This window comes from Cupriavidus sp. a3 (assembly GCF_051015765.1).
Classification (GTDB): domain Bacteria; phylum Pseudomonadota; class Gammaproteobacteria; order Burkholderiales; family Burkholderiaceae; genus Cupriavidus; species Cupriavidus oxalaticus_A.
Map to the genome: position 1 here is coordinate 3,359,666 of NZ_CP170643.1, position 14,585 is coordinate 3,374,250.

9 protein-coding genes and 1 pseudogene are annotated in these 14,585 nt (G+C 65.3%); 7 read left to right on the forward strand and 3 right to left on the reverse strand.

Features of this window, described 5'->3' with window-relative positions:
• Both ACAD63_RS16125 and ACAD63_RS16130 read left to right on the forward strand, forming a co-directional pair.
• Positions 1-444, forward strand: a pseudogene (locus ACAD63_RS16125) (polyhydroxyalkanoate depolymerase); the annotation flags it as partial.
• A gap of 352 nt (positions 445-796) precedes the next feature.
• Positions 797-1,912, forward strand: a complete 1,116-nt coding sequence (locus ACAD63_RS16130) for a sensor histidine kinase (RefSeq protein WP_135705241.1) — start codon at positions 797-799, stop codon at positions 1,910-1,912.
• Between the two features lie 334 nt (positions 1,913-2,246).
• Here ACAD63_RS16130 and ACAD63_RS16135 read toward each other — a convergent pair whose 3' ends face one another.
• Both ACAD63_RS16135 and ACAD63_RS16140 read right to left on the reverse strand, forming a co-directional pair.
• Positions 2,247-3,749 carry an ISNCY family transposase gene (locus ACAD63_RS16135; RefSeq protein WP_434032957.1) on the reverse strand — a complete coding sequence of 501 codons (1,503 nt, stop codon included), beginning with the start codon at positions 3,747-3,749 and terminating at the stop codon, positions 2,247-2,249.
• A gap of 266 nt (positions 3,750-4,015) precedes the next feature.
• Entirely contained in the window at positions 4,016-7,936 is a 3,921-nt protein-coding gene (locus ACAD63_RS16140) for a BTAD domain-containing putative transcriptional regulator (protein ID WP_434032958.1), read from the reverse strand.
• 268 nt (positions 7,937-8,204) lie between these two features.
• Between ACAD63_RS16140 and ACAD63_RS16145 the strand changes: the two genes are divergently transcribed.
• A complete protein-coding gene (locus ACAD63_RS16145; protein ID WP_434032959.1) occupies positions 8,205-9,578 on the forward strand; it encodes a tetratricopeptide repeat protein in 1,374 nt (457 codons plus the stop codon).
• 36 nt (positions 9,579-9,614) lie between these two features.
• Here ACAD63_RS16145 and ACAD63_RS16150 read toward each other — a convergent pair whose 3' ends face one another.
• Entirely contained in the window at positions 9,615-9,977 is a 363-nt protein-coding gene (locus tag ACAD63_RS16150) for a hypothetical protein (protein ID WP_195432032.1), read from the reverse strand.
• A gap of 918 nt (positions 9,978-10,895) precedes the next feature.
• On the opposite strand from ACAD63_RS16150, the gene ACAD63_RS16155 reads away from it, so the two are divergent.
• The 4 genes from ACAD63_RS16155 to ACAD63_RS16170 all read left to right on the forward strand — a co-directional run bounded on the left by ACAD63_RS16155 (position 10,896) and on the right by ACAD63_RS16170 (position 14,097).
• Positions 10,896-11,687: an alpha/beta fold hydrolase gene (locus tag ACAD63_RS16155; protein WP_135705237.1), complete on the forward strand. Its 792-nt coding sequence runs from the start codon at positions 10,896-10,898 to the stop codon at positions 11,685-11,687.
• Positions 11,688-11,750: 63 nt separating this feature from the next.
• A complete protein-coding gene (gene cax / locus ACAD63_RS16160) occupies positions 11,751-12,821 on the forward strand; it encodes a calcium/proton exchanger (RefSeq protein WP_135705236.1) in 1,071 nt (356 codons plus the stop codon).
• 190 nt (positions 12,822-13,011) lie between these two features.
• Positions 13,012-13,596: a hemerythrin domain-containing protein gene (locus ACAD63_RS16165; RefSeq protein WP_135705235.1), complete on the forward strand. Its 585-nt coding sequence runs from the start codon at positions 13,012-13,014 to the stop codon at positions 13,594-13,596.
• Positions 13,597-13,881: 285 nt separating this feature from the next.
• Positions 13,882-14,097 (forward strand): hypothetical protein, encoded by a 216-nt coding sequence (locus ACAD63_RS16170; RefSeq protein ID WP_195432033.1) that lies wholly within the window; start codon positions 13,882-13,884, stop codon positions 14,095-14,097.
• Positions 14,098-14,585 lie beyond the last annotated feature (488 nt).

The window sequence follows — 14,585 nt, forward strand, 5'->3', positions numbered from 1 at the left end:
GCACAGCCAGGTTTGTTGGCGGCGTCGCATTGGGACTATTATTTGGAACGCGCCGCAGGTGACTACGAGCGTGCCGAAGCCCTCCGGCGCGTTTGCGATGGCTACCACGCGGTGCTCGACATGGCGGCAGAGTTCTACCTGGATACCATCCAGATCGTGTTCCAGGAATTCCGTCTGGCGCGCGACAATTGGTTCGTGCAAGGACAGCTCGTGCGTCCGCAGGACATCCGCGCCACCAGGCTCTTGACCATAGAAGGCGAACACGACGCCATTTCCGGCTGCGGACAGACGCACGTGGCGCATGCTCTGTGTCGCGGCATTGCGGCACGCGACAAGCGGCATATGACGGCGCGCCACTGCGGCCACTATGATCTTTTCTCAGGCACCCGCTGGCGCTCCGAAATCTACCCTGGTATCCGCGCGGTGACTCGACAAGATACCTAGCCGCGATGCCCGCCGACGATGCGGCGAGGCGGGTATGTGGTCTCTGCCCGGCGGGCGGCCGAACAAAGACGAGTGAAAGGGGCAGGGCTGCCACGTTGCGCTCCTTCAAGTGTCAATCTGGGTCATCTCGGCTGTACCGCATGACCTAAGTGCTTCTTTGTTCCGGTATGACTCATACTCTTGCCAACTCTTGCTGATTGCGCAGCAGAGCTCCGGGCTTGTGGCGAAATAGTAATTTCATGATCACGAAATTGTGGGCGCGCGAATCCAGCGAGCAACTTCCCGCCCGTACGTGGCGTAAGATTCTAGTGCGCGGAAGTGCTTTTGACCTCCCTCGGTCCAAGGAGCGGGCATGCGTCTAGCTGACTTTATCTTGCGGGATATGAAGCAGATTCTGGCAGAGTGGGAGGCATTTTCTGCGACCCAGCTACCTGCTGCAAGGAGCCGGGATTCTCTGGCCCTGCGCGACCACGCGCCGCAGATCCTGCAAGCCATCGCTAAGGATTTGTCGACCCCGCAAACGAGCGAGGCGCAACGCGAAAAATCGTTGGGGCGAGCGCCCAAGGTGCCTGGCGCGCCGGAGACTGCGGCACAAATACACGCCGTCATTCGGGCACGCGGGGGATTCAATATCAATCAGTTGGTCGCTGAGTACCGGGCCCTGCGCGCCAGCGTGCTGCGTTTGTGGACGGGCGAATTTGAGTTGATCGCCGCGGATCTGGATGATGTGATGCGATTCAACGAGGCGATCGATCAAGCGGTCGCCGAATCAGTGGAGTTTTTCAATGCGGAGGTAGAGCAGTCTCGCAATCTGTTGCTGGGGATGCTTGGGCACGATTTGCGCAGTCCCCTGCAGACCATCCAGATGACTGCCTCATATCTGGCCGCGCTGAACGCCGGGGAGAAGGTGTCGGAAGCAGCAGGCCGACTAATTCGGAGCGGTGCCAGCATGAATTCTCTTCTGGATGATCTGTGCGATTTCAACCGAACGAAACTTGGCTTGGGTATTGACGTCGCGCCCAATGACGTCGATCTGGCTAACGTGGTTGGCGATACCGTGGACCAGTTGCGCGCAGCGCATCCGGACCGTTGCATCGATGTTGAGTTGAAGGGGAGCGTACAGGGTGTTTGGGACGGTTTGCGCCTGCAGCAACTGCTTTCTAACCTCGTCCTGAATGCGATCAGGTACGGCGCGCCGAACAGTCCGGTCCGCATTGTAGTAACCGGTGATGAGGCGGAAGTCCATCTCGAGGTTGTGAACAGCGGCCCCGCCATTGACCAGTTGACGCTGGAGCGGATCTTCGACCCGCTGAGCCGAGGCCCAGACCAGGAATACAAACACGCGGACGGCCTCGGGCTCGGGTTGTATATCGCGAGCGAAATTGCCAAAGCCCATCACGGGTCAATCGACGCCCGGTCCGACCAGGCAGAGACAGCGTTTGAGGTGCGTCTGCCGCGTCGCGCATAGTGGACGTCGGCATCATCCGCCAGCGTGGCCGCGGTGCTGAAGGTAGCGAGCGAATGCGGCTGCTCATATCGGGTGCCCCTGGGCACTGCGGCGATTTTGGCGCGGTTGGTGTTGTTTCGGCGGTCACAACGAAGCCTCTCACGGTCACGGTTATGAAAAGCGTGACATAAGAAGGGAAAAATGGGGCTTACGGAATACCCGCCTTTGTTTCGGCTTGCCGTGGCGCTCGACATAGGCGCGCGTGGCCGTGAAATAGGCTTGCGTGGATTCCGATCTATTTGGCTCTGACACGCAATGTCCAGCCGGTTTTGAAAGGTCGTCGCTTCCGCTAAATTCAAATGTCGGTGCGGGCGTGCTTTTTGTGCGGGGTTGGAGGCTTTTGCGGGGTGGTGGTGGGGCGGTGGTGCTGGCCTGACGTGACTGAGTTCAGCTCAGGGTTGAGCGGTGGATTCACCATGGGCAAAGTTAAAAGGTCCGCGTTCCGCTGCAGCGGGGCTGCCGCCAGCGCGCGCTCCAGATCGAGCCGGTTGATCAGCCGCTGGCGCTTGGTGCTCGGCGATGGCCGCTGGCGGCGCGGTGGCTCGCCCACCAGCGTGCGCGACGGTCCCGCCTGCTGGCGGCTGTCGCGCTGCGCCTGCACCTGCGCCGTGACGGCCAGCACGTGCCCCAGCCGCTTGTGCTCGACGATCGCGCCCTGGTCGATCTCGCCGAGCCGGTCGTAGGTGGTGTAGGGCAGAGAAGCGCCGTCGGCCCACAACTCGATGCGCCCGTCCGGGTACTCGGCGACCTCGACATAGCGGTGGATCAGGCGCCGGTGCTCGGGCCGGTCCTCGAGCAGGTACATCACCTTGTCGTACTGCAAGGTGAGGCTCCGGGACACCTTGCGCCATTCGCGCCAGCTGAAGATCCGTGCCAGGTCCTCGTCGCCACGCAGCGGCCGGTGCGCGTCGAAGTCGCTGCGCGGCACCTTGGCAAAGCGCGTGTTGAAGTCGGCCATGAACCGCGGCGCATAGGCGTTGGCGGCGTCCATGCTGGAGATTCCGCGCAGGCGCAGCTCCTTCACCAGCCGGTCCTGCAGCGTGCCGTTCATCCGCTCGACCCGGCCCTTGGCCGGGCTCGAATTGGCGCACAGGCTATCGATATTGAGCTCGAACAGCGCGCGCCCGAACTGGGTGTAGCCGCGGCCTTCGGCATTGTCCCTGGCGTTGACGCGGAAGATGCCGGCCTTGTCCGAATAGAACGCCATCGGCTTGCCGTGGCGCTCAATGTAGGCGCGCGTGGCGGTGAAATACGCTGGCGTCGATTCGGTTGGCACGAACCGCAGTTGCATCAGCTGGCCGGTGGCGTCATCGACGTAGACCAGCAGCGTGCACGCCGGCGCCCGGTCCTCGAACCAGGCGTGGTCGCTGCCGTCGATCTGCACCAGCTCGCCCAGGCAGGCGCGGCGGTTGCGCGGCTGGTGCACCTTGGGCGGGCGCAGCTTGCGCGGGATCCAGAAGCCGGCGTCGATCATGATCCGGCGCACGCAGGCCTTGGAAATCTCGATGCCGTGGCGCTCGCGCAGCTTCTCGCAGGCCAGGGTCGGGCCGAAGTCGGCGTAGCTGTCGCGGATCAGGCCGCGAATCCGCGACTCCAGACCGGGCGGCAACTGGCGGTTGCTCGGGCGATCGCGTTTGCGCGAGACCAGGCCGCTTGGCCCGTCCTCCTGAAGCCGCAAGACCAGCCGCCTAACGTGCCGAGCACTGATGCCAAGCCGCTCCGCGGCGCGCCAACGCGCCAAATGGCCATCGGCCACTGCCTGGATCACCTTCATGCGGTCAACTTCGCGCATGCTCATGGTCACCAATCCTTGGTCGTGCATGGCTGCCTCCCGTAGCATCCACCGCCGAACGGTGAGAATACGGGGCCGCAGCATGAGGTGACATCTCTAATCATCCCAAAGGTGACATTACTAATAATCCCCAACAGCACAAAAACGCATAATAATCGTTATGTTAAATCATAGTTGCGGTCCATCCCGGCACGAAGGTCGTCAGGGTTCGGACTGCCGGCCGGCAAGGTGGCAAACCGCCCTCACCATCACAATATAGCTGCCGGGGCGGCCTAACCGCGCCCTGCCGCCAGCCGTTTCAGCGCGGCATCGATGGCCTCCACGGACGCGTGCAGGCCGGCCGCATGTGCTTCATCCCTGAGCTGGCGCAGGTTTTCGCGAAGCGCCGGGGTGCCGCTACCTTCTTTTTCCTGTCCGGCGCTGACCAGCGCGCGGCCCCTGCGGATCAGGAAGTCGCCCCACGGAAACGGCTCGGGCCGCATGTAATCCTGTAGCGCCGCGAGGTAGCGATCCGCTTCCTGCCAGTGCTGCAACGACACGGAAACGTCGATCGCGGCTTCCAGCAGGTCGACGTGGCAATGGCTCACGCAGCCCTGCGCCAGGATCGCCTCGGCCTGCCGCAAGGCGTGGAGCTGCCGGCCGGGATCGCGCGTGGTGCGTGCCAGGAACCCCAGCACGGTAGGGCCGGAGTAGCGCAGCCCGCTGGCGTGGCTCAGTTGCAGCGCCTCGTCGAGCAGTGCCTCGGCTTCCTGCATCTGGCCAAGCGCGCCGAGCGCCAGGCCAAGCCGCGCCAACACCTCGGCCTCGAAGCGCCGCGCGCCCAGCCGGCGCGTCAGCGCCAGGGCCAGCCGCGCGTGCGCTTCGGCGTGCGGCCAGTCGCCGGCCAGCTGCGCGGTCGAGGTCATCACGTCGTAGGCCAGCATCTCGCTGCGCGCATCGCCGATGCGCTGCGCCAGGCGCAGCCCTTCCTCGCAATGGGCCCGCGCCGCATCGAGCTGGTTGAGGAACAGCTCCACCGCGCCCACCATCGGCAGGTTGGCACATTCGATGCGGACAAAGCCGTGCGTTCGCGCCAGCTCGACGCAACGGACAAAATGCGGATGGGCGGTAATCATGCGGCCTTGCTGGTAGTAGGCATCGCCGAGGCCGCCCAGCGCACGCGCTTCGCCCAGCACCGATCCGGCCGCGCGCGCATGGCCGAGGGCGCGCTGGTGGGCGGCCAGGCACCGGTCCATGTCTCCCATCGGGAAATACAGGTTGCCGCGCAGCGATTCGATCTCGGCCAGCCGCTCCGACTGGCCCAGCTTGGCGGCGGCCTGTTCGGCCTCGCGCAGCGCTGACAGGGCCTCTTCATGGCGGTCGAGCAGGCGCAAGGCAGCCGCCGTGCCCTGCCATGCCCGGGCCTGCTGCGCCGGCACGCTGGCAAGTGGCTGGGCCTGCCGGAACGCCTGCAGGGATTGCGCGGCCAGACCCAGGTCCAGCGCCAGCTCGCCGTGCAGGCAGGCAAGCGCCTGCCTGCAGTCATCGTCGCTGGGCAGCCGCTGCGCGCGCTCGACCAGGCGCAGCGCGCGCTCGCCGCGGAAGTGCGCCGCCTCATGCCGTGCCGCGGCGGCATAGGCCTCGGGCGCGCCGGGATCGCCCGCGGCATCCAGGTGCTCGGCCATCAGTGCGGGGTCCCTGCCCTCGTACCAGGCGGCCGCGCGCCGGTGCAGGTTCTGGCGGCGCGACTTGAGCAGCGATGCGTAGACTGCCTCATGGATCAGCGCGTGCATGAACAGGTAGTCCTCGCCTTCCGGCCGTGTCATGGCGGCCATGACCAGGCGCTCGCACGCATAGGCGGGATCCTGGAGCAGGTGCCGCAGCGCGGCGGGGCTGAAGCGCTGGCCCAGCACGGCAGCGGCCTGCAGCGCCTGCCGGTCGGCGCTGGAGAAGCGGTCCAGCCGCGCCAGCACGATGCTCTGCAGCGTCCCGGGCAGCTCTTCCGTGCCAGCTTCCGCGCCCGCCTCGACGCCGCGCAGCAGTTGGTCGAGGAACAGCGGATTCCCTTCGGCCCGGCGGATGCAGGAAGCGGCGACTGCCGGATCGACCTGCCGGTAGCAGGCGGCCAGTTCGTGCGCTTCGGCATCGTCGAGCGGGCCGAGGTCGATGGTGGTCAGCGGCGCGCCCTGGCTGGTCGCGCGCCAGGCCGCATCGATCGGGTCGTGCTCGGGGCGCACGGTCAGCACCAGGACCAGCGCATGGCCGCGCGTTGCGGCCGCCAGCTGCGCCAGGCAATCGAGCACCGTGCGCTCGGCCCAGTGCACGTCTTCGACCACGATCAGCAGCGCTCGCGCGGCGCTGCGGCGGGTGGCCAGCGTCACCATCAACCGCTGCGCGCCGCGCTGCCTGCTGGCGGGATCCATCGCGGCCAGCGCGGCGGCGTGCTCGGGGGACTGCGGCAGCTCCAGCATGTCGCGCACGAACATCAGCTCTTGCTCGGCAAGTTGCCAGGCGGCGAGCGTGCCTTCGATGGCAGCCACGTTACTGCCTTTCACGTCGGGACCCGGCGCGGCGCCCGTCAGTCTGTGCGCGAGCATGCGCATGGGATCGCCGCCGCTGCCCGCGCCGAAGTCGAGCACCAGGATCCGGTGCGCCTCCAGGCCGCGTTCGCGCGCCAGCGCGACAAAGCGCCCGGCCAGCCGGCTCTTGCCGATGCCGGCCTCGCCGCGGATCAGTACGACGCGGCCATGGCCCGAGCGCAGGCAGCTGTCGGCCACCCCGGCCAGCTGCGCCAGTTCCGCGTGCCTGCCGACGAAGGCATGCTCGGCCGGCGCCTGCTCCACGCCAAGGAAACGCCGCACGCACCACAGCGGGATCGGCTCGGCTACGCCGGGCAGCACGGCGCGGGCCACGCAATCGGCTACCAGGCGCCCGGGCAGCGCCTGGTAGACCCGGTTGGACACCATCGTGCCGCCAGCCTCGGCGGCCTCCATTGCCTGCAGGGCCACGCCGACCGGGCCGCCGGTCAGCGTCATGTCGCTGTCGCCATAGGCCGCCAGCACCTGCCCGCTTGCCAGGCCGACGCGGGCCTGCAGCCGCGATTCGGCGGCCCCGGCCACCCCGGCAACTCGCGCCAACGCTGCATGCAGCGCCCCGGCGGTGTGCAGCGCGCGCTCGGCGTCGTTGCCGTGCGCCACCGGGACCCCGAACACGATGGTCAGCCGGGTGCCGATCTCATCGGTAATGTGTCCGCCACAGGCGCCCGCCAGGGCGCGGGCCTGCTGGCGCCAGCAGCTCAGCGCCTGGTGCAGTTGCTCGGGCTCCAGCGGGCCGCCGGCGCCCTCCTGCAGGCTTGCCACCAGTACCACCGCGTGGCGCAGTTGCGGCTCGGGTGTCAGCGTGGCCGCGGGTGAAATCGCATCCGGTCCCGCAATTTGCCCGCCGCCGTCGTCACCGCCCAGGCTGCCTGGCGCCGGCTCGCGCCGCGCGCGCAGGATGGCCTGGTACAGCGCATCGGTCTCGGGCTCCGGCGACACACCGAGCTCGCGTTGCAACGCTGCCCGGCACAGCCGGTATTGCTTGAGTGCCAGGGCCTGCCTGCCCTGCCGTTCATAGAGCCGGATCAGCGCCCGGTGCACGCCTTCCTGCAGCGGGTCGAGCGCGAGCAGGCGCGTGGCACTGGCAATCGCAAGGTCTGTCGCGCCGGCCTGTTCGTGGTGCCCAAGCAACTTCGCCAGGGCGCCCAGCGCCACGCCGCGCAGGCGCTCGCGCTCGATCGCCAGCCAGTGGTCGAAGGCCGGCGCCGCGGCATGGAAACCCTCCAGCAAGTCGCCACGGTACAGGTCCGCCGCGCGTGCCAGAGAGGACGGCGTGGCTGCACGGGCACACTGCTCGAACTCGCACACGTCGACCGAGATCTCGCCCAGCATCACGCAGTCGCCTTCCGCCAGGAGCACGTGCTGGCCCTGCGTGCCCGCCTCGTCGAGCGCGCGGCGGGCCGCGCTCAGCGCCTGTCGCAGGCTGCTGCGCGCCTGCTCTGCATTGCTTTCCGCCCAGCACAGCGCGGCAAGCTTGTCGCGCGGCTGGGCCCGGCCATGGGCCAGTGCGAGGTAGGCCAGCACGGCGCGCGCCTTGCGCGCCGTCAGCGGAATCGGCATGCCGTCGGCGGAGCTGAGCTGGAAACCGCCGAACAGGTCTAGACGGGCGCGGGTCATGGGAAGGAACCTGGCAGGCCCATCCGTTATAGGCGACGGCAATGGACTACGCTGCGGCTCCACGCTGCAAAGACAGGTAGCCGTTACTTTTCGGCCCGCGGCAACTTTCACGCTTCTTTCACGCCGGACCGCCGGGCCCGTTCACGGCCCCTGCCTACTATCAGGACAACCCCCGGGGCCGCGCGGCACTACCGTAGCGCGCAATAGCGGCATCAGCGGGCTGATTATCGAGACAGGGCTGTCTCCATCACACTGGAAGGATTGCGTCATGGCACATACGGATTCGCGGAGTGTATCGGTTTCAAGCACCAACGCCAGCTCGATCGAGCGCTTCGAGGCAGCACTGGAATTGCTGCACGGTTACTACGGCGACCCGCTCACCGTGATCGATCACGCCCTGGCGGAAGACCCCGGCTTCGTGATGGGGCATGCGCTGCGGGCCGGGATGATGATCACCGCAGGCGACGGCACCGTAGCGCCGCTGCTGCGCGAAAGCGTGGAAGCAGGCGAAGCGCTGTCCGCCAGCGCGAACGAGCGCGAGCGCCGGCATATCGCCGCGGCGCGCGCCTGGCTGGATGGCCATTTCACACGCTCGATCCAGCTCTACGGCGACATCGTGATCGACTACCCGCGCGACAGCCTGGCGCTGCAGGTAGCCCATATCGGGGACTTCCTGCTGGGGCAGTCCACCCTGCTGCGCGACCGCATCGCCCAGGTGCTGCCCCACTGGAACACCCGTGTGCCGGGCTTCGGCTATGTGCTCGGCATGCATGCCTTCGGCCTCGAGGAAACGCACCGGTACGAGCAGGCCGAGGAACGCGGCCGCTTCGCGCTGGAACTGAACCCGCGCGATCCCTGGGCGATCCACGCCGTGGCCCACGTGATGGAAATGCAGGGCCGCCAGGACGAAGGCATCGACTGGCTGAGCGGGCGTGCCGGCGACTGGTCGCAGGACAACATGATGGCCGTGCACAACTGGTGGCACCTGGCGCTGTTCCATCTGGAGCTCGGCCACGCCAGGCAGGTGCTGGACATCTACGACGCGCACATCCGCGAGAACCAGTCCTCGGTCGCGCTGGAACTGATCGATGGCTGCGCCATGCTGTGGCGCCTGCACCTGCGCGGCATCGATGTGGGCTCGCGCTGGGACGAGCTGGCCGGTACCTGGCAGGCCCGCGGCGCGCAAGGGTACTACGCCTTCAACGACACCCATGCGGCGATGGCCTTCCTGTGCGCCGGGCGCGATGACGCGCTCGCCGCCCTGCTCGCCGGCATGCGCGCCGCGGCGGCCGGAAGCGGCTGCAACGCGATGATGACGCGCGAGGTCGGCCTGCCGGTGACCGAGGCCCTGGTCGCCTTCTCGCGGCGCGACTACGATCGCAGCATCGAGCTGCTGATGCCGGTACGCCAGATCGCGCATCGCTTCGGCGGCAGCCATGCCCAGCGCGACCTGATCAACCTGACCCTGATCGAGTCGGCGCTGCGCGGCGAACGCGCCAACCTGGCCTGCGCGCTGGCGGCCGAACGCATGGAGCTGAAGCCGATGAACCCCAGCCTCAGCAAGCTGGCGCAGCGCGCCTCCGCGCTGCAGCGCGAAGCGGCGGACGGCACGCGGGACGCGGCAGCGGTGAAGGCGGCATAAGGTTGGGACGACGGGTGCGTGGCTCGGTGACAACCGCTATGTTGCCTCGTAAGCCACCATGGCCAAGGCGCGTGCGCCCGCGGCCACCCCCACCGTCTGCGAGGGCGGCTGCGGCTTGAGCAGCGCGCTGCTGGTCAGCACATTGGCGGCACTGACGGTATAGCTGCCAGGAGCCAGGTTGGACAGCGTGGTCGGCTGGGTCACGGTCTGGCGGAACTCGCCGGGCCCCAGTACCGTGATGGCCGCCGACGTCCCGGACGGCAGGCCGGAGATGGAGATCATCAGCGTGCCGGTGCCGCCGTCATTGCCCTCTTCGTCGCCGCCCCCTCCGCAGGCTGCGATGCCAAGGCAGCAGGCGACGAAGAATTGGCAAAGCGAAGATCGAAGTGCTACGGACATGACACGCTCCCTTCCAGGCCCGGGCACAGGCGGTCATCCCATCGCGTTCTGGCGCGATGGGCGTGGAACCTTTTAATTACAGGGCGTGCCAGGTAGCGGCGTCCCGTAACTGGTGATCCCATGACAGGTATCGCCTTGCTTGAGGGGGCCGTCCGCGCTCGCTTCCGGGTCCATGGGAAATTTACCGACCTTGGTGCAGCAGAATCGGAATTCCGTCGCAGGCGCCGGAGAATTCACCACTGCGGGAGAAGCCATGGCGGATCGCTCAGCCGGCATGGCGTGCTCAGGGGCGGGAACGCTTTTCGTCACTTGCGCAGCCTTGGGAGGTGGCGCAGGCGCCGGAACATTTTTCGTTGCCGGGAAGGCCCGGGTGGGTTGCTCAGCTTTGGGGATGCTTTTTGGAGCCGCGGGGACCTTGATGCCTGGATCGACGCTCCGCTCCTGTGCCCCGGGAGAGACGCACTGACTGTTCTCGCAGATTCGCTCCCCTTTGCACTGCATGTCGTATTGGCATCCAGCGGCTCCGGCGTAAGGCGCAACCCCAGCCGCCATGGATATGCCGAGAAGCACGCCTAGCGCTTTCATATCTAGCTCTTGCTCCTTAGCCGTTTGGGCGCCCTTCATGCTTGCTCGGAGCCGGCGCTCTTGCGCCAGCCTGAGCCCCCTGGTCCTCAGGGCACCGCTTCTAGTATGGGATGCGCGCGCGCTGAGCGCCACCCTGGCCGGCCGGTCTTGCTGCGCGCCCTTGTGCCAGGCAGGGCTTTGACGAAGAGGACGATCCGCCTATACCAGTATGTACGCTTTTCGCACAGCCCCCCTTGCATCCGGAGTCGGATACGGAAGCACGCCGGGCTGGCGTCAACGGCGCGATCTTCGTCCCCTTCGACTTCTCACGCTGCCCTAAACCGGGGAAGCAACATGCCAGACGTAACCTCAGACGGTGTTCGTATCCACTACGAGATCAAGGGCCAGGGTTCAACCGTTCTCTTGTTGGCCGGGCTTGCGGGAGTGGGTGCATCCTGGGGACCGCAGATTGATCTGTTCGCCTCGCATCACCAGGTGATCATCCCGGACCACCGGGGAACCGGTGCATCTGAGCACACCGCCCGCGACATGACGATTCCTCAGCACGCGCGAGACATGGCGCGGATTGTCGAGGCCGTCGGATGCGGACCAGTCCATGTCGTCGGTTCTTCAACCGGCGGCGCCATCGCGCAGCTACTGGCGATCCGTCACCGCGAGTTATTGCGCAGCGCAACCATTGTCTCCTCGATTGCTCGCGCGGATGCGTTCTACCGTCGCCAGTTCGCCATGCGGCAACGCATGCTGAACGATTCCGGCCTGCGCGCCTCGACGGAGGCCAACGCGCTGTTCCTGTTCGATGCGCGATTCATGCGCGAGCACCCGCAGCAGGTGCAGGCATGGGTGGACGCGACAGCGGCCGGCACATTTGAACCAGAGATCGGCTTTGCCCGCATCGAGATGATCGTCGGTCATGACGCCTTCGAGGACCTTCCTTCTATCTCGACACCGACGCTGGTAGTGGTGGGTGAGCGCGACTTCTGCGCCCCGCCCTACTTCTCCGCGGAGATTGCCGCGCGAATCCCCGGCGCCGAGCTTGTCATGCTGGACGGCGGCCACTTCATCTTCCTGGAGCAGCCGCACCTGCTGTACGACACCGTTGCGGGCTTTATCGCCAGGCACGAATGATCGTCGTGCGCACAGGCCACACTGATCCGCTCGGCGCTGGCAGCCCTTGCAAAGGAACGCCCCATGTGGATGAACTGGCTTCTCGTATTCGTGCCGATCGCGATTGCCCTGGAATTCCTCGCGGCCGACCAGCATCTGCTCATTTTTCTGACTTCTGCCGTGGCCATCCTTCCCCTTGCGGGACGGATGGGCCATGCCACCGAGCAGTTGGCAGAGCGGCTGGGCGAGGCCATCGGTGGCTTGCTCAATGCGACATTCGGCAATGCGGCGGAGCTGATCATTGCACTGGTTGCCTTGCGTGCAGGCCTTCATCAGGTCGTGGAAGCCTCCATCGTCGGTTCCATTGTCGGCAACCTGCTGCTGGTGTTTGGCGCCGCGATGCTCGCGGGGGGCATTCGCTATCCCGAGCAACGGTTCAACCCGCGCGGTGCGCGTTCGCAGGCGACCATGCTCATACTGTCGGCGATCGCGCTGGTCCTCCCTGCCAGCTTCGAAGCCGTAGCGGACAGATCAGACGTGCTGTACCGGCTCAGCGTCTGTATTTCCATTGCGCTGCTTGTCATCTACGCGCTGTATCTGTTGTTTTCGTTGGTCACTCATCCTGCGCTGTTCCGCAGTGCACACGAAGCCGGGATGGCGGCGACAGAACGCGAGAAAGACAAGCCACCTGCCAACGCCCCCCGCGCGCTAGCGATACTGGCGGCAGCCACCGTCGGGACGGCGTGGATGAGCGAGATCATGGTGGGCGCTATTGGCCCCATGATGCACGCCTACGCCCTCAGCGAAATTTTTGTCGGCGCGTTCGTCGTGGCAATCCTGGGCAATGCAGCCGAACATGCATCGGCCATTACCGCAGCCATCAGAAATCGCATGGACCTTTCGTTTTCCATTGCGGTGGGATCCAGCGTCCAGGTGGCACTTTTCGTCGCGCCAGTCCTGGTGCTCGTCAGCCATTTTCTCGGTCCGGCTCCGATGGACCTGGCCTTTCGTCCAGCCCTGGTACTCATTGTGGTCCTGTCAGTGCTGGTCACGGCGCAAATGGCAAGCGACGGACGCGCCGACTGGTTCAAGGGCACGCAACTCCTGATGGTCTATTTCGCGCTTGCCCTCACCTTCTTCTTCCTGCCGCGCTAACTCATGGCCGGCCACGGCTGAAGCGCAAGTGACAAGCTCGACAGTTAGCTCGCGAGTCGTCAAGGCATCTGGAGTCTGATTGATCTGCATCAGATCCCCATGGTGACGGATGCCTATGGTGTCATCAGGATCTTGCAATTCCGATATGGATGCGGACTCAAGATCCACTCGACCTCCCGGGAGGGGCACCATGAATAACCAACTTGCCGCCTGGCATACCGACCATATCAACTTCGCCAGCCTGCTCGACCTGTTGGAGAGAGAGGTGAGCGCCTTTTACCAGGAGGAGCAGCCAAACTACGGTTTGATGGAGCTGATCATCGAGTACATGCGCAAGTATGGCGATTGCGTTCACCATCCTCGGGAGGATGTTGCATACGCGCTGCTCGTCGAGCGAGACCCAGGCATGCGCATTGTGATCAGCCGGCTTCTGCAAGAGCATCGTGTGATTGCAGCGGTAGGCGAGGATTTGCTCAACCGGCTTCATGAAGCGGAACGAGATGTCATAACGTCGCGAACGGCGCTGGAAGCCGCTGCCGCCATGTACCTTGCCTACTATCGCAATCATCTCTCCACCGAGGAGAAACAGGTCATGCCCCGTGCCGCACACTTGCTAACCGAAGAAGATTGGGCAGCGGTCGCGGCCATTGAGCCGGCCAGCGTCGATCCATTATTTGGAGAAGATGTACACCAGCGTTTCGCAGCCTTGCGGAGACTGATTGACGGCGAAGCAAGTGTGTATATCCCCTCCCCTGATCATCACGAGCTGGCTTGAAACCACGACCCCGATGCCGCATCCAAGGCCTCGCAAAGAAGGTTGTGCGGTATCCGTCCCTTCCCCCACCCAAGCGCACTGCACCGGCCCCCAACTAACCCTAACTGTCCCGAACAGCAAAATTTTTGTCCCGCCACGTCAAATGGAGGCGCGGCGATTTCACATACTGATAGCAGCGCTTCCCCTCCATCCACCGATTCGGCAAGACAGCACAAGCGAAAGGGAGTGAGAGCGACACGCCGTCCCGCGCGACGCCACTGTAGATCCCCCTTGCGAGTTTCCGTCATGTTCGCCATTGCCTGTTGGTTGATTTTCTCCGTTCTGGTCGGCTTCTTTGCCAACGGGCTGGGGCGCTCCGGCGCGGCCTGGACGACTTTCTCGATGATCTTCAGCCCGTCCCTTGGCTTGCTTCTTGTGGCCATCCTTGACGAGAAGCCGGTGCAGTCTCGCTTCGCAAGAGGCCTGGCTCTGATGCGGCTGCTGGCGGTCCGACCCCAATAGACTCCCTCCCTGCCCAGCATTGCCCGCACGCCCGAGCCATGGGTTATATGACATGGCTACCGGCGGAGGCTGCTGGAGTCCTGCGTGGAACGCACTCGCGAGTTCTACCGCCTGCTCGGCGTCAACGCTTGCCCGCGCTTCATTTCCGAAGAACTCCGTCTGGTCGAAGCGTAGCAGGCGTCCGCACAGCTGACGTGAAGGGGCATGCAGATTGCCGTAGATATGCCGAAGGATATTGTGCGACTGGATAAAGCTGCCGTTATTGATATACGGCGGCTGGTTGGTGCCTAACGGCGAATCCTCGGCATTGTCGGTGATGATCGAATGGCCAGCCGGCACGCTGTCGTCAAAGAAGATGTTGTCAACGTGATATACCGGTTGCCGTAAGGCGGTGGCTGGCGAAGTCGGACTGTAAGCGTCCGGGCAACCCGTCTTGAATTGCAGTGAGGGCCTTGGGAGTATCGTGTCCACTTAACGAATAGGTGGAT